Origin of the sequence: Pseudofulvibacter geojedonensis (assembly GCF_042675745.1) — a bacterium.
In the GTDB taxonomy this organism is placed as follows: domain Bacteria; phylum Bacteroidota; class Bacteroidia; order Flavobacteriales; family Flavobacteriaceae; genus Pseudofulvibacter; species Pseudofulvibacter geojedonensis.
The window spans coordinates 47,553-71,404 of the sequence record NZ_JBHTJM010000008.1 but is presented as its reverse complement, the minus strand read 5'-3'; the positions used below and the strand labels follow the sequence as shown (position 1 = coordinate 71,404).

Sequence of the window (23,852 nt, the reverse complement as noted above, 5' to 3'; positions counted from 1 at the left end):
TTTGTTTTATCTAAAAAAACAACCAGATCTAATCAAATCTAAAGAACTCGATAACTTCTGTATCTAAACTATCAGCTATTTTTTTAAGTGTAATACAGGTCATGTTGCGTCTACCATTTTCAATACCTGAAAAGTTATTACGTTCCATATCTATGTCATCACAGACTTGAACTTGGGTCAAACCTTTTTCTTTTCTAATTCTAGAAATGTTTTTACCTATCAATTTCAGATATTTTATATCAGCTGATTTCATTGTAAAGCCAATATCTAATATAAATCGACAGATACAGGTATAATATATTATGCCTTTTGTTTATATTTGGACTAATAAAATAACATAAGCATGAAAAAAACAGTATTACTATTAATGTTGACTCTTTTGGCTAGTACTCTTAAAGCTCAAGAGACAGAACAAAACAAATATCCAGATTGTCAAGTTTCTGAAGGTTTTAAAGAACCTCTTAGAGAGAAGAAAATTGTAAAATGGGCTAAGAAAATGAATAAGTTTAATGAAGGTATGTTTCCTTCTCTTGAAGATATTAAATCTCATGTAGCAATAGAGAACGATTGTGATATTAATGAGGTTACATTGTTAAGGTTATCAGAACAAACAGGAAATGGTATATATATTCTTTGTGTAAAAGGTAAAAAAATGAAGTATAAGAGGATGGGAACTATTATACAAAGACAAGGTCAAAGCCCATTTGCTGAAAAATAAAAGGTATAGAATGAAACAACTACCAATAATAATATTCTTTATAACAGTATTTGGAGGATATAGCCAAACACTCAGACTTGATAAAGACACTGTTTTTGAAGACTATAAAGAAGAAATAACACTTGATACGTTATTACTAAACAACAATAAAGCTTGGATAAAATCTTCTAAAGGAGAAAGTAACCAAACAGTTTTTAAAGTTAATGTGATAATAGGTCCCGGTGTAGTCATTATAGATAAAACTACTAAAGTAATTATATCTGAAAAACCCTCTAAAGAAGTACGCATTTGGTATGTTGAACCTAATGAGTCAAATAATAACAAATAAAATATGAAAGAAGAATTATATAAGTTTCTAAATAATGGTAGCTCAGTTAAAGGTGAGTTTTACTTTGATAATGTTAAGGCTTGTTGGATGGGTACTACAGGATTAAAAGTTCCTATTAGAATTAGTCCTTATAAAAGTAAAGTAGTTTTTCAAAAAAGCTTTTTAACTGATGATGTTTTAACCATACATATATTTTTTGGAGAACATCAAGATGTAAGATTAGCATTAAGAAAGTCCACGGTGAAAAGCATAATAATGAACTCTAAAATTGGCGAGGCTATAATGTTAAATGATTTGCATATTAATGTTTTAGAAGATAATGTTACTAATCCAAGTTTAATGATTGAACACAACTCAATAGAATTTCTCTGCTTAATTAAAGGTAGCAATTATTTGATAAGCTTAAAAAGGCTAGATAGAGTTGACTTATCATAAGTGTTAGACTTATAACAACTGTATTCACATCTTTTGCTCTGCCCCTTTATTGAAGTATCTTTAGGAAAAACTCCTATGGAATTAATACAAGCTTTAATAAACGACATCCTTATTGACTTTCTATTACCTATAGCTATATTTTCTATAGCTTTTGGATTATTTGTTAACCTTTTCCAATTTATTAGTATTTATAAAGATAGAAAACAATCAGAGAAAGGCACTAATAAGTAATCTATGCAGTGTTCTTAGTGAATATGTTAAAGGCTCTTTGTTGTATTTTCCGCTAAGAGTATCTATACCTTTCAATTTATTTACCTCTTTAAAGATTAGATATGACACAACAAGAAGTATTCTTCAACGAGAATATACTAAAAGGAAGAATAGCAGAGACAATCACAGAACAATTATTTACAAGTTTAGGCTACGAAGTATATAGGTATGGTATGGAGACTCAGATCCCCTCTATAATGCCTAAATTAAAAGAAATTGAACCCAACGAAATAATCTACGAAATAAGAAAAACTCCTGACTTTATAGTTTTACATTCTAAATCAAGGAAGATTCATTACCTAGAAGTAAAATTTAGAAAGAGTGGTGAGTTCGACTATAATAGTATTGGAGGGGAAGATTATCCATATAAAAACACAATGTTTATAATCTTTAGCAAGAACGATATTAAATGTATTAGCTATTCCGAATTAAAAGATGGCTATAAAGTATCTCCAGAAACAGAAGACTATTTGCTAGAGAATAATTCCGAAATATTCACAGATAGCCATATACTAGGGGTTTTTAGAAAATTAGCCCTAAAATACTTTAAGTGTGTATAATATTCTGGGGGAAAGCTTAAATAAGTTTCTTTGGTTAAAAAATCGGCTATTATCTTATATACCAATAAATAAAAGGTATAGTTAATTCCAAAGCACATTATATATACTAAAATGTAAGAATATACCCGTTACTTAAGCAGCAGATGGAGAGGGGGTTTTGGTTGTGAGGGGTGGGTAGAGAAACAGCCCACTGAATTAGAGTGAGCTGCTTTTATTTGTTTAAAAATAATTTGATTCTTTAATATTGACAATTGTCATAAAAAACAAAATATAAGTTATACAAGTATAGGTTATAGCTATAATCTTATTCATCTTATTAGATTGTACTTTCTTATCTATATGTTTTTTTAATTTATCTTTCCTGATAAAAAAAAATGTCAACACTAAAGAGATAAGCATAGAAAAAATAATAACAAAAGGAAAAATACCTTTAGGGCTAATTTTAATTAATCCATTAATTATCATAAAATAAAATAAAGTGATAAAGTTCAATGCTATTTCAGCAGAAAAAATCAATCGCGTTGAAAAAATTGAATTATCTGTACTTACAGAAAACTTATTATTTAATAAATATTTTTCATATAAAATTTTATACAACATACTATTCTTTGTTAAACTTATTGTGAACTAATACTCCATTTGCAAAGAAATTATTATTCTTTTCTACATCTGAAAGGTTAAATGTTTTTTGTTGCAATTTATTAATTGTAAAGTTAACCACTTTTATCTCTATTAATTCATTCTTATTAATTAATTTAAAACAAATATCACCAATGTCTAATTTATTTACTTTAAAGCCATAGTTTTTATAGGTTAATTCAGGGTTAACTGAAGCCCAACCTTTGTTTTTCACATAATAAGGATGGTCTTGAGTATTATTATTAATAGTATTATCACTAAACCCTACCTTTACTAAATTAGAATGTATTGGTGTGTCTATTCTTAAAACCTTGCTTATTTCAATTTTATTAGTTTCTATATTGAAAGTTTTAACATAGTCACCTACTTTAACATCCTCAATAGCTTTAAAGCCATTATTACTCATAGATATTTTTGTTCCAGCAGTAAAACAGTACCCTCCATCTCTACCTAAAGTCATTGATTCTCTCCAAGCCTTTCTATCTCCACCAAATTTTTCATCTATATATCTTTGAGTACCAGCTGCCATTGGTTTCATTATATAAAAATAGAAAAGGGAACCACCTATGGCATATGGGTTAGGCATCATACCAACTCTAGTCATGGTTAAATCTAGTGCTAATTCAGTTTCTTTAGCATATTTATTATTAGGGCCAAATGCGTAACCATAATTGCCATCATATGCATATTGCATAAGACTAATTCCCATCGAAGCGTAACCAAACGCATTACCTCCTTTTGTTAATCCTCCTACATTCCCCATAAACCTACTTCTAGCCATATCATAAACTACATTAGGGTTATGCAAGTAAAAAGATTTACCTGTTAGTGAATAAGCATCATATATTTTTCGATAATGAAACGGGTCTCCTATACCGCCTGGTTTAAAAATAGTTGTTGATAATACTCCACTCCAAGCTCCCATCCAAGACAGATAATTTGCAGTTCCATTAGCAAATTCAGAAAAACCATCCTCTATTATTTCAACGCCATCGACCCCAATAACCATCTTTTTACCATTTGACAACTTAATCTCTCCACCTCCTGTATCGTCACTTTCCGTTGTTTTATTAGCAAAAAACTCTTCCCAAGGATTAGTCCCTCCACCACCATTTCCGCTTCCAGTTGAAAAAGAACCATTGCCAGAGTTATACCAAGTAGTACCACTCCCTGAAGCATTAAACATATTTTGTAATAATGTACCAGTATTTATTTCTGAATCAGCACCACTAGGGTCAGCCCAGAATATTGGATTATTATCAAATGCTTGATAAGGAGAATAATTAAAATGAGTTACTGGGTCAATAACAGTCCACCTAGCAATTGCTGGGTCATACTGTCTCATTGCCATTTCATTAATATGAAAATCAAAATCTCCAGTCTCTTCCATACCATTATACCCATACGGATGTGGGCTACCAGAAATACTAGACAATGGACTAGATGTACCATAGTTATGTTTTAAGCCAAATGGGTAGTAGGCTTTGTTTTCCATTATTTCTAGCTCACCGCTAGTAATGTTAATGTTGTCTACATAGAAATGGTTAGAAGTTCCAGTAGTAGGATTGGTTTTTCTTATAAATACTCTAACAATAGCAGTGTTTTCATCTGTTGTTTGATATTGTATACTATTTCTTCCTGAAGCAATATTATAAGTGTAATTAGTTTCTAACCCTACATAATTAGCATCATATTCTACAATTATGATATGTAAAGGGTTGGTGTCTGCACCTGTATCTACATCTAGCTCAATCTTTATATTATTACCTTGACCATTTAGTCCTACATAATCTTTCCATACTTCACCATAAGAATTCGTAAAATCTACCTTTAATTTATTATTCTCTACGCTTATTGTATTTCCAGCTCCCACAAACATACTCCATCCTTCTAGTACATTATCATTAAATTTACTATCATCTAGTACTCGATAGTTACCTGTTTGGTCTCTGTAGCTCAACCTAATATTTCCTAAATGATCTTTGTACTGATAAATATACTGGAAAGGTCTTTCAGTGTTTTGTGTAGGTTCTACATAACCTTCTGGATGATTAAAGAATTCTAAGCCTGCATTAGACTGTCCTGGACCTTGCTTGTAAATATAGTTACCTGCATAAAAAGTACTAGTTCCACTAGATAAAGTAGCTTCTTTAGCGAACTTCTTTAGTTTAACTCCTGTAGCATCGTATACATATTCTATTTCACCAGCTCCAGCAACATTAGCATCGTTATTACTAAAAGTTACTTTTGTAGGTAGATTTAAGTGGTTGTATTCTATAGAAGTAATCTTTTTATTAGCATCAGATGTCATGTTACCGTTCTCATCATAATGATATTCTTCTATTTCATCAGCACCATCCTTAAAGCCTTCTGTATTACCATTATCGGTTACTTTTGTTAACTGATTAAACTCATAAGTATAATCTAATTCATCCATAGAAACACCTGCTACATCTTTTCTGTTTAAGTCTAAGATGTTTCCGTTTTTGTCATACATCACACCATGTAAATCAAAATTCATATTGGTGTCTAATGCAGCTCCCATTCTAGTGTACCCAGAAGTAATTCTGTTTAAAGCATCGTAGTTATAAGCATAACTTCTTTTTTCATTATCAGCAGATGACTTCCAAATGGTTTGTGCAATATTACCGTTATATAATTTTGGTGTAGACGATGCTAAATCTCCTTCTACTGTATTGTAGTTTAATTTAAAAGAAAATAAATCGTTAGTAGATTGCTCTACATTATTAATAGCTGTTAACCAACCTCTAATGTTATATTTGTAATCTACATTTTGTAGCGGCATAGAAGCATTGTTACCAACTCCTTTTTTAACCAATTGTCCTAAATCATCGTAGGTATTATTTACAATTGTTTCTTTTGCACCGCCATTAATAGTTTGCTTCTGAGTTAGTAATCTATTCTGATGGTCATACTTAAATTCATCTACTGTTACAATAGCTGCGTTACTACCAAAAGTATGTGAGCTTTCTGTTTTTAATACATTACCTATAAAATCGTAATCGGTTTTAACAATATCTATAGTGTTTAAATACTCATTTTTAGAAACTATATAAATAGCTCTTGCTTTTTTATCGTACTGAGTAAAAGTAGTAATCCAGTCATTAGTACCTAATACACGTACTTTAGATCCTGTAGCTAACCCTTTAGTTTGAGTAGTAATATTCTCGTCAAAAATAATTGTGGTAGCTAAAGGTAATACAGTATCGAACGTATAATTATCGTAATAATTAATAGTTAATAAATCTATATTAGTATTTGGAAAAATGTTATTAGTATAAAAACAAGGAGAATTGTTTATTGGGCTGTTTGTTACTGTTTTTTCTTCATGGTTGTTCGGTCTAGTATTTAAGGTGTTTTGTAACGTTGCTCTACTTTCAGAAGAATTATAATATCCTGTGTAAACTACTCTTCCAAAAGCATCGTATTTAGTGAACAACCATTTGTTTTGAGCTTTTAGATTTTGGTCTTGAGTTAACGTAGGTCTATCTAAATTATCATAAACAATATACTCCCAACCTTTTTGAGGAATTTTCTTTTCTATTAAACGATTTCTTTCATCATACTTGTATTGGTAACATAAACCGTCTAGTTGATCTTGGTGAATACTATATTCTGGCACTTCAACAGTAAACGTTCCATTTAGTGAGCTAAGTTGAGCTGGTGCGCCACTATTTAAATAGGTGGCAGTTAAATATCCATTCTCAATTGAAAAACCATAGCCATTTAAACTTCCGCTAGTATTAAAATCTACATTAGGAATGGCTTGACTCAATTGATGAATAGAACCAGTTGTAACAAGTGCATTATAAGAAAACTGAATATTAAGATTTAAGGTTAGAGTTGTTCCTGTTAAACTTACTGTAGCAGAACCTGTATGAGGACCAGCCGATTTAGAGCCTAAAGCAAAATGAGTTGCTGAAATAGTATCACTAAAATCAGTGTATTGATTCATGGTAAGCACTGTATCAGATCCTTTTGGAGATAACACATAAGTTAAATTACCAAAATCATCATATACATATTGAGTATCTAAAAGAATATCTTGTGCTCCATCAGTATTTTTTACATAGGTACGCTTTAAAATAACTCTACCTAATTTATCTTTAAACTCTTCGGTGGTTCTACTTAATGAATCTGCAGGAACCCAGTTTTCATCTTTGGTGATTGTTTTGTACAACTCATTAGGTGCATAATTACCATTATAGATAAGTTTTGGTTGTTTATAATCGTTACCTATGAAAGATACTTCATAGTTTCTAACTTTATTAGCTAAATTAGTTTGATAATCAAACTTTATCGTATGACCAGATGTTAAACTCCAATCCTTACCAGGAGCGGCTTGTTGCAACACCCTGTTAAGTGGTGAAGTTTCATGTTCTATTTCAGAAAAAGGGTTTGGTAAACTATTATCTATATCTGTAGAATAATTAGCTATATAATAAGAATTTGTGGCACCTTCAGCATTTGTTCTATACTCTAAAGGAGTACTAGCCTGGGTATCTGCATAAGGTAGATGTGTTTTAGCTTGTCTACCTATAGCATCGTATTCTATATGAGTAACAACATCTTTAGCATTTACATCGTTAGCTATTTCTTGTAAAGTCCACTGGTTACCATTAAGTTTTTGTAATAAAGGCTTGTAAAAATATTGACGTACAGATGTATTTGTAGAGTAATACAAATAGTTTCTAAAATAACTAAAATTTGTACCTGATTTCCATTTAAATTCAGTTCCGTCTAGCACTTTATTTCCATCAACATCATAAACACCACTTTCGCCTGTATCTGGCCCATTATAATCATACGGATGCACCACTCCAACTAATAAATACCAAGTATCTAATTGTGGTAAATCACCTAACCAAAAATAGGGGTTCCCGTTAGCAGTACCATCTAAATTGTTTACATGTTGAACGCCATGGTATGTGTTCCCATTTACTAAATCACTGGTCTTTTTAACCCAAGTAGTATATCTATAAGACTTGGTGTTGTCTACAGGAAATTCGCGGGTATTCCAACCTCCATCTGCATTACTATCTACATCGTTACCACACTTCCATAATAAATCGGTATCTCCAAAAGGAGTTTCTCCGTTTACAATTTCATTTTCTGAAGCTTGACCTATTTGACGGAAAAAAGTACTGGTAATATCTCCTATACTCCAATCGTAATCTAGTTCATTAACTGCATTTATAGCTCCGCCAGCTTTGTGAGCTACAGATTGCATAGGTCTTCCTAATCCATCATAATATGTAACTTGTTCAATTTTATCCTTTTCGTTAGCTTGGTTAATACTCTTTATGACTGTTGTACTTCCGTCTGGATTAGTTACGGTAGTAGCTTGTTCTCTTATTTCTTTATTAAAGGTTGTACTCTTTACGTAGTTCTGATTCGTACTTTGCCCTAATACTAATGCAGGAATAATAAGCACTAGTGTATATAATAACTTTTTCATTTCCTTAATTAGTTTTGGTTTTTATACTTGTATACATTCTGAGATAAAATGTTTCCCTCTGCATCTTTTACATACTCTAAACGATTGAAATCATCGTAATTATACATGGTTAAATAACCTCTAGGGTCTATCATACTTGTAATACCTACCAAAGCTTTATAGGTATAAGTAGATACCATTGCGTTAGGCAAAAGGCTACGTAAAGCATTAAAAGGTGTTGTACTTAAATTATGGTTTTGCAATTCAGTTTCTGTCATATTCAAAGCAGCTGCTATTTCTGCATATGTAGCATTTTCTACTTTAGCAATAGGCTGCGTCTTATTGTGATTCCAGATATATGATATAACTGTTCCATCTTTTAACGATACTTCTAAAGGATTACCCTTAGAATCATAGCTTAAATATTCTAGTCTATCTTCTAATACATCGGTACTTTTAGAAGATTGTGCTATACTAGGTAAGATTAATCCGCTTGTTAAATCTTCTTTAAATAAATTACGTTGTACAGCCAACAACCTCTCTGTACCGTTTGTTTCAACTTTATATGATTCTGTTTGTATAACGGTAGCAGGTCTGTGAAGACGATCAGTATTATTAGGATCAGGCTTTTTTAACTTATTAATAATAAGATCTTGACCAGCTGGTAGATTTCCGCCAACTAAACTAGTAGAAGAAACCACATCTTCAGCATAAATAGTTTTTGTAACCATTTTATCTCCAGTACTAGTTGCTACTTCCGTCTTTGTAGGTAAATAATGATTGTCTCCTTCGTAATAGTATTTAGTCTCTGTCTTTAAAAATGTATTATCATCAAAGTAATTAGTCTCTGTAGTAGAAGATAAGTTTTGAACTTCTCCGCTTAAATAATAATTCTTATACACTTCTGGGTTATGAGGATCAGTATTATTACCCGTTTCTGGCGCTTTATGAACCATTAAAGGTAGTAGATAAAGACTTTTGGTATTTATATGTGTTATTTCACTTAATTCTGGAGTTAAAGAATATTGTGTTCCAGAAAGTGCTGTAACACTATAAACATTTTCTGTAGACTTAATTAATGAGTATTCATTGTTTTCCCTTTTGTATTGCTTTATAGTCAATGGTTTTCCTCTCAGCCATTCGTTATCTATTGGTAATGTATAAGGGAATTTATAAAATTCTCCTCCGTCTGGAATTATCGTAAAATTATATTCTGTCTTACCGTAGTTATTATTATTTACATCTGTTACATACTCTGTAACATAAGCATAACCTTCATGATTTCCTTGGTGATAGGTTAAAGGACTACCAGGTCTAGCTCCAGTTTCAAATGGGTGATCAATGGTATAAAAAGAAGTGTTGAACTCTGCTTCATAATATGCTGGTAAAGAAAAAATCTTACCACTAGTTATATTTGTTCCAGGTTGATTATAATCATATTTTTTAATAATGGTATTACCCTGTTCATCATCTAAGGTAATTTGCTTAATTCTGTTCCCAGATGTATATAAAATACTATGTTCTACCTCTTCTTGAGTAGGTTCATTCCATTTTAAAGTAACAGAGAAGAATTTGTTTTCAAAATCGTCTGGATCTTCAGCACCGGTTGGTGTTACTCTAATTTTATAAAAACCAGGAGTTATAGTTGTTGTACTATTTCCATTAAAAAACTGCCCTACTATATTTCCTAATGAATTAACTAAAGTAATATTATAAGGGCAATTAGTCGTTGCTGTTGTTGAGCTACAATTGTCAGATGGAAAAATATGAACAAAGCTATTTACTAAAGTAGTAGGACTATTAAATGCTTGAGGCTTTATTTCAAAAGGTTGATCTGATTCATAATAAGATCCATTCCACACATTAGGATCAGAGGTTTTAATTAATCCTTTATTTTTTTCTATTAATGGGTTTGGATTATTAAACAGTAACCCACTAAAGTAAGATGGAGCAATTGCTTTGTTAGTTTCATACTCATAAATAGCTGAACCTCCAGTAGGGTACTCGACCTTCGTTAATATTCCTGCTTTATTTTTTAAAGTATCTACTTTTCTATCAATTACCTGATTCTGATAATTTAAAAAAGTTAGAAATTGTCCATTATCTTTCCCATTATAATAACCCCAAACATCTTGAGAGTTAGAAAACCTATTAGGTAATTTTGTTTGATTGTAATAGAATTTATAAGGCGCTAAAAAGACATTTTCGTCAGAACCAAAAGTATCTACTGAATCTAAAAACAATCTTTTAGCTGCAGAAGAGTCATTTGCTACTAAATAAGCTAATGAATTACCATCATTAGAATTAACTGCTTCGGTATAACTATGGTTAAATTTAAATCCTTTAACTAAAGAGCTACCTCCGTATACTTTAATTTTATCCAAAGCGTAGGCTCCTGGTAAATCTTCTCTTGGAGCAGTTTTTCTTTCAAATACTATCTTACCTTCATCAAAACTAATCTCTTTAACTTGGTTTTGAGTTGGTTGTACTCTAGAAAAAAATGAAGTCGGAATCCTAGTATTTAAAACATCTCCAACCGTATTTTTAACTAGCATATCGTAACTTCTTCTTAAATATATAGGTGTTTCTTCCTCATAAGTATAAGAAACCACATTACCTTGTGGACTTACAATATCCAATAAATACCAAGCAGAAATAGGTTCAGAAGGAGTAAATTCTAAAGGTGGGTGAATAACCGTATCAAACTTATAGCTATTTAGTATCTTATCATGATCTTTAGCTGTATCACTACTATTAAATGATTTTCCAAAATATGCCTTATAGCCATCAGGAGTAGTAATTACCCAACTATCAAAAGCATCACCAATTCTTTCTATTTTTAAATCTGAAAAATCCTGAAGAATGGGTTTTTTCGTTTTTTGGTCTATAATAAACTTACCTGAGTACCCCATAAAGTTAAACATAAACTGATCTGGCATGTAATCAAAATCTTTATTTGTACCAGCATTCATCATATACGCTCTAGCATCAGCTCCTTCTTGCGTATCTTGATAGTAATGAACAAAATGATCTCCTTCAAGATAACTTGAAGGATCTGCGATAGTTCCACTTTTTTCATCTGCTCGCCACTTTACTTGTCTAGTTATTACTCCACCAGAATTTAATGTCCAACCCATACCAACTCTAGAGGCAATTTCGTCTACCTTTATACCTTTAGCATGATATGAAATATTAACAGGTATTGTTTTACCGTCTAAGTTAATATTATGTATTGGTATGCTAATATTAGGCATTCCTGTATAATGTGATACGGGAACATCTACATATTTTCCTAAAGAGGTTGCTTCTGGTGTTGGTGGGATAATTTTGGGCAATTCTTGACCAAACAGACTACTACTACCAAGTAGTAGTAACAAAAATAGTTTCTTCATAGTTTAGATTTGTGGATAATTACTTAAATATAATTCTGGCAAATTTAATAAAACTACGTCAACTATTTTTTACAAAAAATAAGTATATTTTAAAACTCACCATTTTTGGTGATGAGTGTTTTTTTCCATAACATTTTTTAATCTACTATTATTATTCTGTTTCAATATCAATATTATTTTCAAGCAAAGCGAATAAATGTGGTGGTGTATTATATCCACTTAAACACTCACCAGTCATAACATTTACCCAATCGGATGTTTTAAGATTATATTCCCATTCTTTATAGTCAAATAGTAATTTAGGGTTACTTTTTTCTAAATTAGTTTCTTTGGATAAGTTAAACCCAAACCTATCAAATATTCGTTTTCCTTTCATAGCTGTTAGAATAGTGTCTAAAGCTTTTATGTATATACAAGCTGTTGAGGTTTCTTTATCTCTTTTCTTCAAATCGGGTTCTGTAAAAATTTTACTCCCATATTTAATTATTTCAATTAATCCGCTTTCTAAATTTGTTACTTTTTGGATGTTTTGTCCTTTTCTGTTAGTAAACTTTGTAGTCCATAATTTAAGCCATTCCTGAAGCAAAACCTCTGCAGTATATCTGTCTTTTGTGATAATATGGAAATGTGGGTTATATGTTTTTTTCACGGGATTGAAATTACACTCTAATGACCGAACCCCTATAAGTAACTTCCCCTTACCTCTTTGGTATCTTTTTCTATGTTTTTCTGTAATTCTTTTTAAAGCCCTGTATAAACTTTTTTATGTATAATTTTAATTTATCTGCTTTACAAGCCTTAACTGTGAGTGTAACAAAATAAGGTTCTTCCCAGTTTTTAATTACAGGATAATATTTGTTTATCAACTCAGCCTTACGAATACTACAACAAAGAGTACAGAAACGATTTTTACAATACTTTCCATATAAGCGACCATCTGCTGTAAATATGTTCTGTTGACAGTAATATGTATTCCAATAGGATTTTTCTAATTCTGTCTCTCCATTTTCTTGAGCTATTTCTATTAATTTAAGCATCATAATTTGTGTAATCGTCTTTCGTTTTGCTCTACCTTTTAATGCTTCTACTTTGCTTAAGTCTGAGCCTTCCCCATTGACAATCACGTGATTTTGTCCTACTATGTTTGTCCCACTTTCTGCTAATGTATACATACTACCATTTTTTTGAGGTTTTTAGATCCCAACAAAAAGAGGTTAAGCCCTTTTATATTTAAGTGACTTAACCTCAGCTAAAGCATTCTCTAAATCTTGTCTTTTTATAAGAAGTATTCTACCAACTTTTTGAGCTGATAAAAAGCCTCTTTTAATGTAGTTGTGTACAGATTGCTCAGAGACCTTTAAAATTTCTGCTGTTTCTTTTACGGTAAGATTTTCTGATTTTTCTTCTTCTACTGGTTTATTTTTAATTTCTAACAGTAGGTTTTCTATGTTTGACAACCTTTCATTAATTGTCTCAAATGGATTGCTCATAACAAATCTCTTTTATTATTTGTTACAAACCTATTTTAGGAAAGGCAAGGTAACCATAAAGTAACGGTTACCTATTTATAGTTACCTATTCTTTGTTTTAGCTTCTTTTAATTCTTGAATGGCTATTTTTTTAGCTTCATCAAAATCTTTAAGCATTACATTTATAACAAAATCTATATTAGAAATTTGATTTCTTGCAACTCTATTTGTTTTGTAATGAGCTATTTTATTATATACTTTTTGGAAATATTTAGGTGTTGTTTTCAACTCTTCTTTTTCAATTAACTCTTTAATAGCATTTACTTTACCTTCTGGATGATTTTCAAAAAAACCAAAATCACCACTTTGCTGAAGGTAATAATAATATAAAGCATATTGAGGAATTGACACTCTTCTTTCTTTTTTACTATTACCGCTACTGATTTCACTCTTATCTTCTTTTTCTTCAATAAAAAGCTTGTTTTTATAATAACAAAGTTTACTATCAAAAAACTCTTTTTGAAGCTCTAAATAATTATCATCTTCCTTTTGTAAAACTTTATTCTCAATTATACCACTATCTATTTCATTCAAAGTATTATTTATAACTCTTATATTATTAAGGTCAGAAGATTTAGCAAACATTTCAGATAATGATAAAAAACCTGCATGAAGACAATAGCGACACATTTTATCTAAATCAAAATACATTTTTCCTTGACCTTCAATAAAATGTAAACAATCAAAAAAGTTTATAGTTAACTTCTGTAAAACAACTTTATTTGTTAATAAAAACTTATTTCTAAATACTATTCTTAAGAACTCATTACCTGCAACAAAATATGTAAACATCATTTGGGCATTATACTTTTCACATAATTTATCACCTTTATCATCACTAAACCCCAAACAAAACTTGCATTTTTCTTTTCTGTCTTTAGGCAAAGCTTTTTTCATACAATCTTTGACCGCATCAAAAGCAATTTCATAGTTTTTTTCTCCACCAATAAATTTCTTCAGATAGAATATATAGTTTTTTTCGTTCTGGGTTTTGAAGTATTCATTCATCTCTTCGGACATTGGTATATAAACCACTTTTGAATCCTCAGGAATATTTATTTCGCAGCCAATTCTCTTATTTTTCATTACTTAGCTTTTTTCAATGGAACATCTTCTAATCTCCAAACTGTCTGCATAAAACCTTTTCTATCATCATTATTTGGTTTATAGTACTTATTAAACACCTCCAAACTTTTATGCCCCGTATAACTCATTATCACTTTGTCAGGGATTTTTTTGTTTTTCATTATTGTAATAAAGCTTCTTCTTGCCGTATGTGACGAAATACGCTCATACATTGGATTGATTTGTTCTATTAGGTCTTTACCAATTTTAATAGTCTTCTTGATATTCTCATCATATCCCATTAATTCAAATACTTCTTTGATATAATCATTAAACTTCTGATTTGATAGCTTAGGCAGCTTATATTCATATTTTTTAAGTATATAGCTAGAAAAATCATTAAGAGGAACTTCTAAGGACTTATCATTATTCTTTTCATCACGAACCTTTATAATACCATTCTGAATATCTTTTTTTGCTACTTTTGAGTAATTACCGTAACGCATACCTGTTGCACAACCAAAAACAAATAAATCTCTTACTTTTTCTAATCGTTCATTATTACTCAAATCAAACTCAAACACTTCTTGAACTTGAACTAAGCTTAATGCTATTTCATCTGTTTGTTGCGCTTTAGGAGCTTTAAATTTTTGAAAATCTGTTTTATATGTATGCCCATTTTCTAAAGCCCAATATAAAAAGGTCTTGAAGAGACCTACATTTCTCCTAAGTGTATTAACAGAATGACTCTTTTGATTTACACAAAAGTCGATAAATGAATTATAAAACGCTTTGTTAACTTGATTAAAATGTAGCTTCTTCTTTCGATGAGTTTGAAATTCACTCAATAACTTTTTATTATACTCATATCTTTTTATAGTTGTTTGTGAATTAGCGCCTTCTGTATAATCATTTTTCTTTTCTGTTAAGAATATATCATAAACCTCAAAAAATTTACTTGATATAGATTTAGTTCGCTTAAATTCAATATCAAAATCATCCTTAACATCTGATATTATAATTTCTCGATTAGCCAATTTATAATTTTGGATAGTATCTGAAAAAAAGTTTGAATATCTATCTAACTGTCTTTTTATCCCTCTTTGTTTATTAGCTTTTTCAGTTCTACCGTTGAGGTTCTTTGGTTGCTTATTTTCAAAATCCCAATCATTTGGATGAATAGATTCACCAGTAGAGTAAACAAATTTGCGCCCTTCATTTTTAAAATATGAAGAAAACAAGATTAATGTTTCCTTGTCTTTCTTGGGTTCTTTAAGATTAAATGTACTTCTCATAACTTTTTATCAGTTGACAGAATCGTTGACAGTAAAGTTATGTTTTAATATCATATTACGATATGAAAAGATATTAAGATTTTTAACAACTTATTGACAATTAAGGGTTTTAATAAAATTAACTATATCAAAAGACAAAAGGTTCAAATACCTCTTTCTCCGCTTAATAAACGAAAAAGCCCAGTAATCACTGGGCTTTTTTATTTTTGATCGATAATGTAGTTGATTATTCTATATCTTTTAATGATTATGACCTGAATGATTATCTGACTTATTTTCTCCAGACTGATTCATTTTCATACTATGATCGTATTGACAACAACCAGGTAGGTTTTTATAAGCTTCTTTACTTCCAGCTACTTTTTCTGTATCGTAACCTGAAGCTGCAATAGCATTATGAATAGCCATTAAATTTGTTTTAGACTCATCAAAAGACACATCTATTTTCTTTTTGTTTCCATCCCAATTTGCACTAGTAACCCCATCAACACTATTTGCTGCTTTTTCTATAGTATTTTTACACATACCACAATTTCCTCTAACTCCAAAAGAAACATCCTTTATTACTAATTCTTTAGAGTTTTCTATTGCTGCATTTTCTGTTTGTTTTTTTTCTTGATTATTACATCCTGTTAATCCAATCATTGCTATCATTGATAGACTTAAAATCACTTTTTTCATTGTTTAAAATTTAATTATTGTTTTTCTATTACTTGTTTTACTTCTCCACATTTCAGCATCATATCACCAAAATACGGATTAAGTATTTGCTCTTCTTTACTCAACCAGTAAGCTCCTTTATCATTATTTGCCATTGGACAAAACTGAATGTACAGCTTATCGTTAAGCTCATCAATATTCTTAACTATATCAATCAGTTTATCTGAAATGATATTGAATTCTTTTCGTTGCCATTCTAAATCCGCTTTTTTATTTATCTCTTTAGATGCACTGTGTAATAAAAACCAATAGTTATGTGTTTTATCTCTTAACTCTACAGGTATTTTTTCTAATTGCTTTCTAAATGCTTCACTCTTAGATGATGCTAACAAAACATCCGATTTAATTAATGCATCTTTAAGTTCTATATAAGAGTCTATAACTCCATTAAATGATTTTTGTACATCGGAATCAAAATCTATTTCAATAGTATTTTCTTGCCCTTCTGATACATTACTATCATTACTCTGATTCATCATAGATTTTTTACCTTGTAGCTGAGCAGACGCATCTACAGTAAATGTACCATTGCTTACTATCTCATCACCATTTTTAAGCCCTTCTATAACCTCATATTTATCTCCTAATTGCAATCCTAGTTTTACAACTTGCATTTCAAAAACGGGTTCTTTTGGGTTTGTTTTTAAATACACTACAGAACGTTTACCTGTCCACATTACAGATGATGATGGTATTATTATTTTTGATTCTGATGTAGAAACTGTCTTCTCTAGAATCCCTTCAACAAACATTCCTGCCTTTAATTCACCTTTTTCATTATTTAAAACTACTCTAAGATTAGCAGTCCTCGTCTGTTGACTTAATATTGGGTCTATAAAATCTACCTTACCCTTTAACTCTTTGTATGGATAAGCATTAGTAGTTATTGTAATATTTTGCCCCTTTTTAAATAATTCAATTTGATTTTCATAAACATCGAACAATGCCCAAACAGTATGTAAGTTAGCTATTCTTAATAAAGTCTGTCCCTGTTTCACATAATCACCTTGGTCAACTAATTTTTCAGATACAGTACCCGAAACGGTGGCATAAATAGGAAAGTTTTGCATTACTTTACCTGATGATTCTATCTGATTAATTTGACGATCTGAAATTTTCCATAATTTCAATTTATTACGAACAGCTTTGTACAATGCAGGCTGTGAATCTTTTAATGAAGAAGCTGTAATTAATTCTTGTTGTGCTGAAAACAATTCAGGCGAATAGATAGTAGCTAATAACTGTCCCTTTCTAACCTCTTCACCTACAGAACTAATATTTAAACGTTCTATTCGACCTGAAAAATAACTTGCTTGTACTACATTCGTATTTTGATTTTCCTTTATCTTTCCTGATAGTTTGATGGTATTACCCTCCAAAGGGACATTTCCTACTATAGAAGTTTGGATATTAGCTAAAGCCATTGCGTTTTTAGTCAATTTAAACTCATTAGGTTTTAAACCACCTGCACCGGCCTCGACAGGTATTAAATCCATACCACATATTGGGCAATCTCCAGCTTCTGGCTGCATAATTTGTGGATGCATAGAACAAGTCCACATCTGATTTTCTGATACCTTTTCAGAATGATTATGCTCATTTTTAATGTTAGATGATTCACCAAACAACAACCAACCTAAGAGCAATCCAACAATTAGTATTCCGATATAAATTATATATTTTTTCATATTAAAGTGTATTTAATAACATTAATATTGCCATAATTATCATAATGGCATTCTCTATAAACGTAGCTTCAGTCATAGGAAGTTTTAAGGCTGTACCCAAGCAAGCACATCTAATAGATTTTTTATCTAATAGTGTTTTAATAACACCAATAGTTGTTATTCCTAATACCACAAGTGTAATTATTAGAGCGATTTTAACTTCAAATCGCATTAAAAACATTAAACCTAAAGCTGTCTCAATAAATGGGTAAATCCACCCATAAACTGGGACTTGTTTTGCTAAGGGGTCATACATTCTAAAAGACTCTGGGAACCCTTTTAAATCTAGCATTTTAAAAAAACTAAAAACTATGTAGAACAAGCCCATAAAGTCGATCATAAAATCGCTCCAACTCCAATTTTTAAAATGTAGCAGTATACTTGCCGATGTTATATAAAAAATAATTAACAAAAGTGGTTTAAGCTGTCCTAACTTGCTTTTTTCTTGTTGAATTTCCAAACTTGATGTGTTTGTTGTAACGAACTTTTTTTCAGAAATACTGTATTTTGATGGTAATATCTTTTGCAATTCTATTATATCAATATGTTTACTCATCGAAATGCTTACTTCTCCTTTTTCGAAATCAACTTCAACATTTTCAACATCTTGCAATTCACTTATTTTTTTCTCTATTGTGGCTTTACAATTACCACAAGTCATTCCAACTATTTTATAAGTATGCTTCATAACTATTTAGTTAAGTAATTAATAATGGTTCTCTGTAAATAATACTTCTTTACTGAGTCGATTTGGTTCATTTGAAATTTTAATTGTAGCTCTTGAACATCTAAAACATCATTAAAATCAATGGTTCCAGTCTCATAGCTTTTCACTAAAATGCTTTCAGCATCTTTTGCCTGTTTCAAATTTTTAGTTTGTGTATTATAACTTATTCTTGCCGAATTACTGTTTTTAATTGCTTTGTCAAGTAAAGTTTCTAGTTTGTTTAATCTGCTTTCCTTTTGAACTAAAATCTTCTGTTGCTTTAACTCATTTTGTTTTGAAATAGATTTATACTTATTATTAAAAATTGGTATAGAAACACTTAACATAGGCATAAGAATATCCTTTCCATTGTCACTAAAATCCATATTTGGACGTTCTGAAACAGCTATATAATCCAAGCCAAAACCTAACATTGGGTTACTTTCTTTCTGATTTAACAATTCGGATTGTTCTACTGAGATGTATAGCTTATCGTATTTTAATAACTCAGGATGTAAAGCCAGATTATCTGAATTAATCAATTCACTCTCTAAAGGGATATCTAATTTATTTGTAATTATTACTTCTGTGGTTTTATCTCTATTAAGTAGCTTGTTAAATGTTGTTAGTTCTGCCAAATAATTTTGCTCTAAAACCTGTTTTAACTGTTCTAATTCATTCTGTCTCATTTGCAATCTTAACACATCAACAGCGGAAGCTTTATCAACTTCAACTGAAGTCAATGCTAATTCTTCATAAGTTTTAAGCAGTTTAATGTTATCATTTAAAATAGCTTGCTTTTCTGTTATTGTATATAGGTTATAATAAGATTGAGATACAGATACAATCAGTTTTCTTTTTTCTAAAGTTACGTCTTCATAAACAGCATCTGCCAATGAATTAATATAATTTTCTCGTGCTGATATTACCCCAAAAGAAGGCAACATTTGCTTTATTGAAATTTTAAATCGTTGCGCTCCTGTTCTCGTTTCAGGTTCACTAGCAAAATATCCAACTCCTAATTGCGTATTAGGTAAAGTATTAGCTTCGTTAACCTTTTCTTTTGCTACTTGATACTTTAATTCAAAAGCTTGTATCTTAGGATTACTCAATAATGCTTCTTCAATTACATCACTTAATTGTTGAGCTTTAGATATATTAAATATTGAGACTACAAAAAGGAATATTAATAACTTTTTCATCTTAATTCTTTTTAAGTTTTAATTCTTGTTTCCAGCTGTACAAAACAGGCACAACAAACAGTGTGATTAATGCAATTAACATACCTCCAAAACTTGGAATTGCCATTGGTATCATTATATCACTTCCTCTTCCTGATGATGTCAAAACTGGTAATAATGCTAATATGGTTGTTGCCGTGGTCATTAAACAAGGACGAATTCGTTTTGTACCTGCTTCAACAACCGATGCTCTGACTTCTTGTTTTGTTTTGGGTGCATTTCTGTCGAATGTTTGTGTTAAATAAGTTGCCATAACAACACCATCATCGGTAGCAATTCCGAATAAGGCTATAAATCCAACCCAAACTGCTACACTTAAATTAATTGGGTGCATTTGGAATAAATCTCGTAGGTTCTCACCAAAGAAGTTAATATTCAAGAACCAATCTTGGCCGTATAACCATATCATTAAAAATCCTCCTGCAAAGGCTACAGCTATTCCTGTAAATACCATTAATGAAGTAGCTACTGAACGGAATTGAAAGTACAAGATTAAAAAGATGATCATTAAAGCTAATGGTACAACTACAGATAGTGTCTTTTCTGCTCGAAGTTGATTTTCATACGTTCCTGTAAACTGATAGTTAATACCTCTAGGAACAACCAATTCACCTGAATCAATTTTAGACTGTATTAAATCTTGGGCATTTTCAACAACACTTACCTCAGCATAATCATTCAGCTTATCAAATAGAACATACCCAATTAAGAAGGTATCTTCACTTTTAATAACGTGTGCGCCTTGTTCATATTTTATAGTTGCCAATTCACTTAAAGGAATAAAGCTTCCTTTAGCTACAGGAACATAAATGTTCTCTAAATCGGTTGGATTTGCTCTTAACTCCCTCGGATAACGTACTCTAACACCATAACGCTCTCGACCTTCAACAGTTTGTGTTATTTCCATACCACCAACAGCTACCTTTAGGACATCTTGCACATCTTGAATTGAAATACCATAACGCCCTATCTTATCTCTGTCAATATCAATTAATAGATAAGGTTTTCCTACAATTCTATCAGCAAAAACAGCCTCCTTCTTAACACCTTCAACTTGTTTTAAAATGCTTTCTAACTCAACCCCAAAAGCTTCAATCTGTTTTAAATCTTGCCCTTTCACTTTAATTCCCATTGGTGCACGCATTCCCGTTTGAAGCATTACCAATCTGGTTTCAATTGGTTGCAATTTAGGTGCTGAAGTAACCCCTGGTAATTTGGTTACTCTAACAATTTCTTGCCATATATCGTCTGCTGATTTGATTTCTGGTCGCCAATTTCTGTAAAACTCTCCATCATCATCTTCTATTAATCGAGACCTTTCGACTCCACTCAAGGTGACATTTTTGGAGTTATTCGGATTTGCTATAAAAGAACCATTTTTCAACTCAAACAAACCATCCTCATTCACTTTATAGCGTTGGCGTTCTCCATTATCATTCAACATGTATTCAGGTTTATACTGAATTAAGTTTTCATACATGGATAAAGGTGCTGGATCTAACGAAGATTCTACACGACCAGCCTTTCCTACTACGGTTTCAATCTCTGGGATACTAGCTACTGCCATATCTAATTGTTGAAGAACACGCTTATTTTCATCAACCCCTGAATGTGGTAATGATGTTGGCATTAAAAGAAATGAGCCTTCGTTTAATGATGGCATAAATTCCTTGCCTGTATTCTTCATTATTAAGAACCCACAAATAACAATAGCTGTTGGAATAGATAGGAATAACAGTTTATAAGCTAAAGCCCAATGTAAAATACGCGTGTAATATTTTCTAAATACAGTAAATACTCCCAATAATCCAAAACAAATAATACCAACAAAAATCAAGTTCAAGAAAATACTTTTATCGACACCTAAAGGTCTCCAATATTCAGCCAATAGGAATACTATAGCTAAAGCTGAAATAATGATATTGATAAGATTGGTCTGTTGTTCTTTTATTGTATTCTGAAGTTTTAATATGGATGTAACTCCAAAGGCAATTAGAATTATACCAAGCCAATAACCAAAAATGACAGCAGTTATTCCTAATAGAACTACAAGTCCATTTAAAGCATAATTAAAGCTTTGTTTAATATTTTTCTTTTTAAATAGATAGGCCGCAAATGGTGGAATTAAAAACAACGCTACCAATATAGATGCTACAAGTGCAAAGGTTTTTGTAAATGCCAATGGTCTAAATAGTTTTCCTTCGGCACCAATCATTGTAAATACAGGTAAAAAACTGATGATAGTTGTTAAAACTGCTGTGATAATTGCACCTGAAACTTCTGATGTAGCATTGTAAACCACTGTATTAATTGATAACTTCTCCTCATTGTCATCTAAATGTCTTATAATGTTTTCCGAAAGGATAACACCAACATCTACCATTGTTCCAATGGCTATAGCAATGCCTGAAAGAGCAACAATATTAGCATCTACTCCAAAGAACTTCATAGCTATAAATACCATTAACACAGCTACAGGAAGTAAGCCTGAAATTAAGACCGAAGCACGTAAATTAAATACCATTATGATTATTACCAAAATGGTAATTAAAATTTCTAAAGTCAATGCTTCATTAAGCGTTCCTAATGTTTCCTTAATTAGTTCTGTTCTGTCGTAGAATGGAACTATTGTAAGTTGTGATGTTGTACCATCTTTGAATTCTTTTGAAGGCAATCCAGCACTAATATCGTTAATCTTAGCTTTTACATTGTTTATGACTTCCAAAGGGTTAGCTCCATATCTCGATACTACAACACCACCAACAACTTCTGCACCTTCCTTGTCTAAAATACCACGTCTTGCTTTTGGTGCAAGTGATACATTTGCAATGTCCTTTATTTTGATAGCCGTGAAATCTTCAGAAGTTACTACAGCATTTTCTATATCTGAAATTGACTTGATATACCCCAAACCTCTTACCAAATATTCGGCTTGATTAATCTCTATGGTTTGCGCTCCAATGTCCTTGTTACTTTCTTTAACAGCCTTTACAATATTGTGTAGACCAATATTGTATTGACGCATTAGCTCTGGGTTAACATCAACTTGGTATTCCTGAACATATCCACCAATAGAAGCTACTTCAGAAACGCCATTTGCAGAAGACAAAGCATACTTTACGTAATAGTCTTGAATACTTCTTAATTCATGCAAATCCCAACCACCCGTAACGTTTCCTTGTTCATCTCTACCTTCTAAGGTATACCAAAATATTTGCCCTAATCCGGTGGCATCTGGTCCTAAAGATGGATTAACATTCTCGGGTAATAAATTGCTTGGTAATGAGTTTAGCTTTTCAAGGATTCGGCTTCGACTCCAATAGAAATCAACATCTTCTTCAAAAATGATATAGATACTTGAAAATCCAAACATAGACGAACTTCGAATGGTCTTTACACCCGAAATTCCTAATAAAGATGTTGTTAATGGGTAGGTAATTTGATCTTCTATATCTTGCGGTGAGCGACCTTCCCATTTTGTAAATACTATTTGTTGATTTTCACCAATATCAGGAATAGCATCTACAGCAACAGGATTAGTTGGTAAGAACCCAGTGTCCCAATTAAAAGGTGCATTTACTGTTCCCCATCCTATAAAAAGAATAAGAAGCAATACAGCAACAAGCTTATTTTCTATTAAAAATTTAATGCTTTTATTTAGCATAGTTTTGATAATTAAACAATTAGACATAGGTGTTAAAAAACACCAAATACAACAAATTATCCACACGACATAAAGCCACTGGATAACAAAGTCTATTGTTTAAAA

Annotated in this window: 18 protein-coding genes; 5 read left to right on the top strand and 13 right to left on the bottom strand. The window is 31.1% G+C overall.

The window, feature by feature from the left end:
- Positions 1–28: 28 nt before the first annotated feature.
- Positions 29–253 carry a helix-turn-helix domain-containing protein gene (locus ACFQ1O_RS07465; RefSeq protein WP_377714960.1) on the bottom strand — a complete coding sequence of 75 codons (225 nt, stop codon included), beginning with the start codon at positions 251–253 and terminating at the stop codon, positions 29–31.
- 90 nt (positions 254–343) lie between these two features.
- On the opposite strand from ACFQ1O_RS07465, the gene ACFQ1O_RS07460 reads away from it, so the two are divergent.
- From ACFQ1O_RS07460 to ACFQ1O_RS07440, 5 genes are all read left to right on the top strand, one after another.
- Complete coding sequence (locus ACFQ1O_RS07460; protein ID WP_377714958.1) at positions 344–718, top strand: hypothetical protein; 375 nt, start codon at positions 344–346, stop codon at positions 716–718.
- A gap of 10 nt (positions 719–728) precedes the next feature.
- Entirely contained in the window at positions 729–1,046 is a 318-nt protein-coding gene (locus ACFQ1O_RS07455; protein ID WP_377714956.1) for a hypothetical protein, read from the top strand.
- Between the two features lie 3 nt (positions 1,047–1,049).
- Positions 1,050–1,481 carry a hypothetical protein gene (locus ACFQ1O_RS07450; protein ID WP_377714954.1) on the top strand — a complete coding sequence of 144 codons (432 nt, stop codon included), beginning with the start codon at positions 1,050–1,052 and terminating at the stop codon, positions 1,479–1,481.
- Positions 1,482–1,556: 75 nt separating this feature from the next.
- Positions 1,557–1,712 carry a hypothetical protein gene (locus ACFQ1O_RS07445; protein ID WP_377714952.1) on the top strand — a complete coding sequence of 52 codons (156 nt, stop codon included), beginning with the start codon at positions 1,557–1,559 and terminating at the stop codon, positions 1,710–1,712.
- A gap of 101 nt (positions 1,713–1,813) precedes the next feature.
- The gene (locus tag ACFQ1O_RS07440) at positions 1,814–2,311 is read left to right on the top strand and encodes a hypothetical protein (protein WP_377714950.1); all 498 of its coding nucleotides are present in this window, start codon (positions 1,814–1,816) and stop codon (positions 2,309–2,311) included.
- Between the two features lie 601 nt (positions 2,312–2,912).
- On the opposite strand, the gene ACFQ1O_RS07435 is transcribed toward ACFQ1O_RS07440, so the two are convergent.
- The 12 genes from ACFQ1O_RS07435 to ACFQ1O_RS07380 form a co-directional block, all read right to left on the bottom strand.
- Positions 2,913–8,429, bottom strand: coding sequence for a DUF6443 domain-containing protein (locus ACFQ1O_RS07435; RefSeq protein ID WP_377714948.1), 5,517 nt, complete (start codon positions 8,427–8,429; stop codon positions 2,913–2,915).
- Between the two features lie 8 nt (positions 8,430–8,437).
- Positions 8,438–11,800 carry a hypothetical protein gene (locus tag ACFQ1O_RS07430; RefSeq protein ID WP_377714946.1) on the bottom strand — a complete coding sequence of 1,121 codons (3,363 nt, stop codon included), beginning with the start codon at positions 11,798–11,800 and terminating at the stop codon, positions 8,438–8,440.
- Between the two features lie 151 nt (positions 11,801–11,951).
- Positions 11,952–12,449, bottom strand: a complete 498-nt coding sequence (locus ACFQ1O_RS07425; protein ID WP_377714944.1) for a hypothetical protein — start codon at positions 12,447–12,449, stop codon at positions 11,952–11,954.
- A gap of 70 nt (positions 12,450–12,519) precedes the next feature.
- On the bottom strand, positions 12,520–12,972 hold the full coding sequence (locus ACFQ1O_RS07420) for a hypothetical protein (RefSeq protein WP_377714942.1): 453 nt from the start codon (positions 12,970–12,972) through the stop codon (positions 12,520–12,522).
- 42 nt (positions 12,973–13,014) lie between these two features.
- Entirely contained in the window at positions 13,015–13,290 is a 276-nt protein-coding gene (locus ACFQ1O_RS07415) for a helix-turn-helix domain-containing protein (RefSeq protein ID WP_377714940.1), read from the bottom strand.
- An 81-nt stretch (positions 13,291–13,371) separates the two neighbouring features.
- Entirely contained in the window at positions 13,372–14,415 is a 1,044-nt protein-coding gene (locus ACFQ1O_RS07410) for a hypothetical protein (RefSeq protein ID WP_377714938.1), read from the bottom strand.
- The gene (locus ACFQ1O_RS07405; RefSeq protein ID WP_377714936.1) at positions 14,415–15,689 is read right to left on the bottom strand and encodes a tyrosine-type recombinase/integrase; all 1,275 of its coding nucleotides are present in this window, start codon (positions 15,687–15,689) and stop codon (positions 14,415–14,417) included. Before ACFQ1O_RS07405 ends, ACFQ1O_RS07410 begins: the two co-directional genes overlap by 1 nt.
- A gap of 240 nt (positions 15,690–15,929) precedes the next feature.
- Entirely contained in the window at positions 15,930–16,370 is a 441-nt protein-coding gene (locus ACFQ1O_RS07400; protein WP_377714934.1) for a heavy-metal-associated domain-containing protein, read from the bottom strand.
- A gap of 14 nt (positions 16,371–16,384) precedes the next feature.
- A complete protein-coding gene (locus tag ACFQ1O_RS07395; protein ID WP_377714932.1) occupies positions 16,385–18,097 on the bottom strand; it encodes an efflux RND transporter periplasmic adaptor subunit in 1,713 nt (570 codons plus the stop codon).
- Between the two features lies 1 nt (position 18,098).
- A complete protein-coding gene (locus ACFQ1O_RS07390; protein ID WP_377714930.1) occupies positions 18,099–18,824 on the bottom strand; it encodes a heavy-metal-associated domain-containing protein in 726 nt (241 codons plus the stop codon).
- Positions 18,825–18,826: 2 nt separating this feature from the next.
- Positions 18,827–20,044: a TolC family protein gene (locus tag ACFQ1O_RS07385; RefSeq protein ID WP_377714928.1), complete on the bottom strand. Its 1,218-nt coding sequence runs from the start codon at positions 20,042–20,044 to the stop codon at positions 18,827–18,829.
- 1 nt (position 20,045) lies between these two features.
- Positions 20,046–23,747, bottom strand: coding sequence for an efflux RND transporter permease subunit (locus ACFQ1O_RS07380; protein ID WP_377715745.1), 3,702 nt, complete (start codon positions 23,745–23,747; stop codon positions 20,046–20,048).
- Between the last annotated feature and the right edge of the window lie 105 nt (positions 23,748–23,852).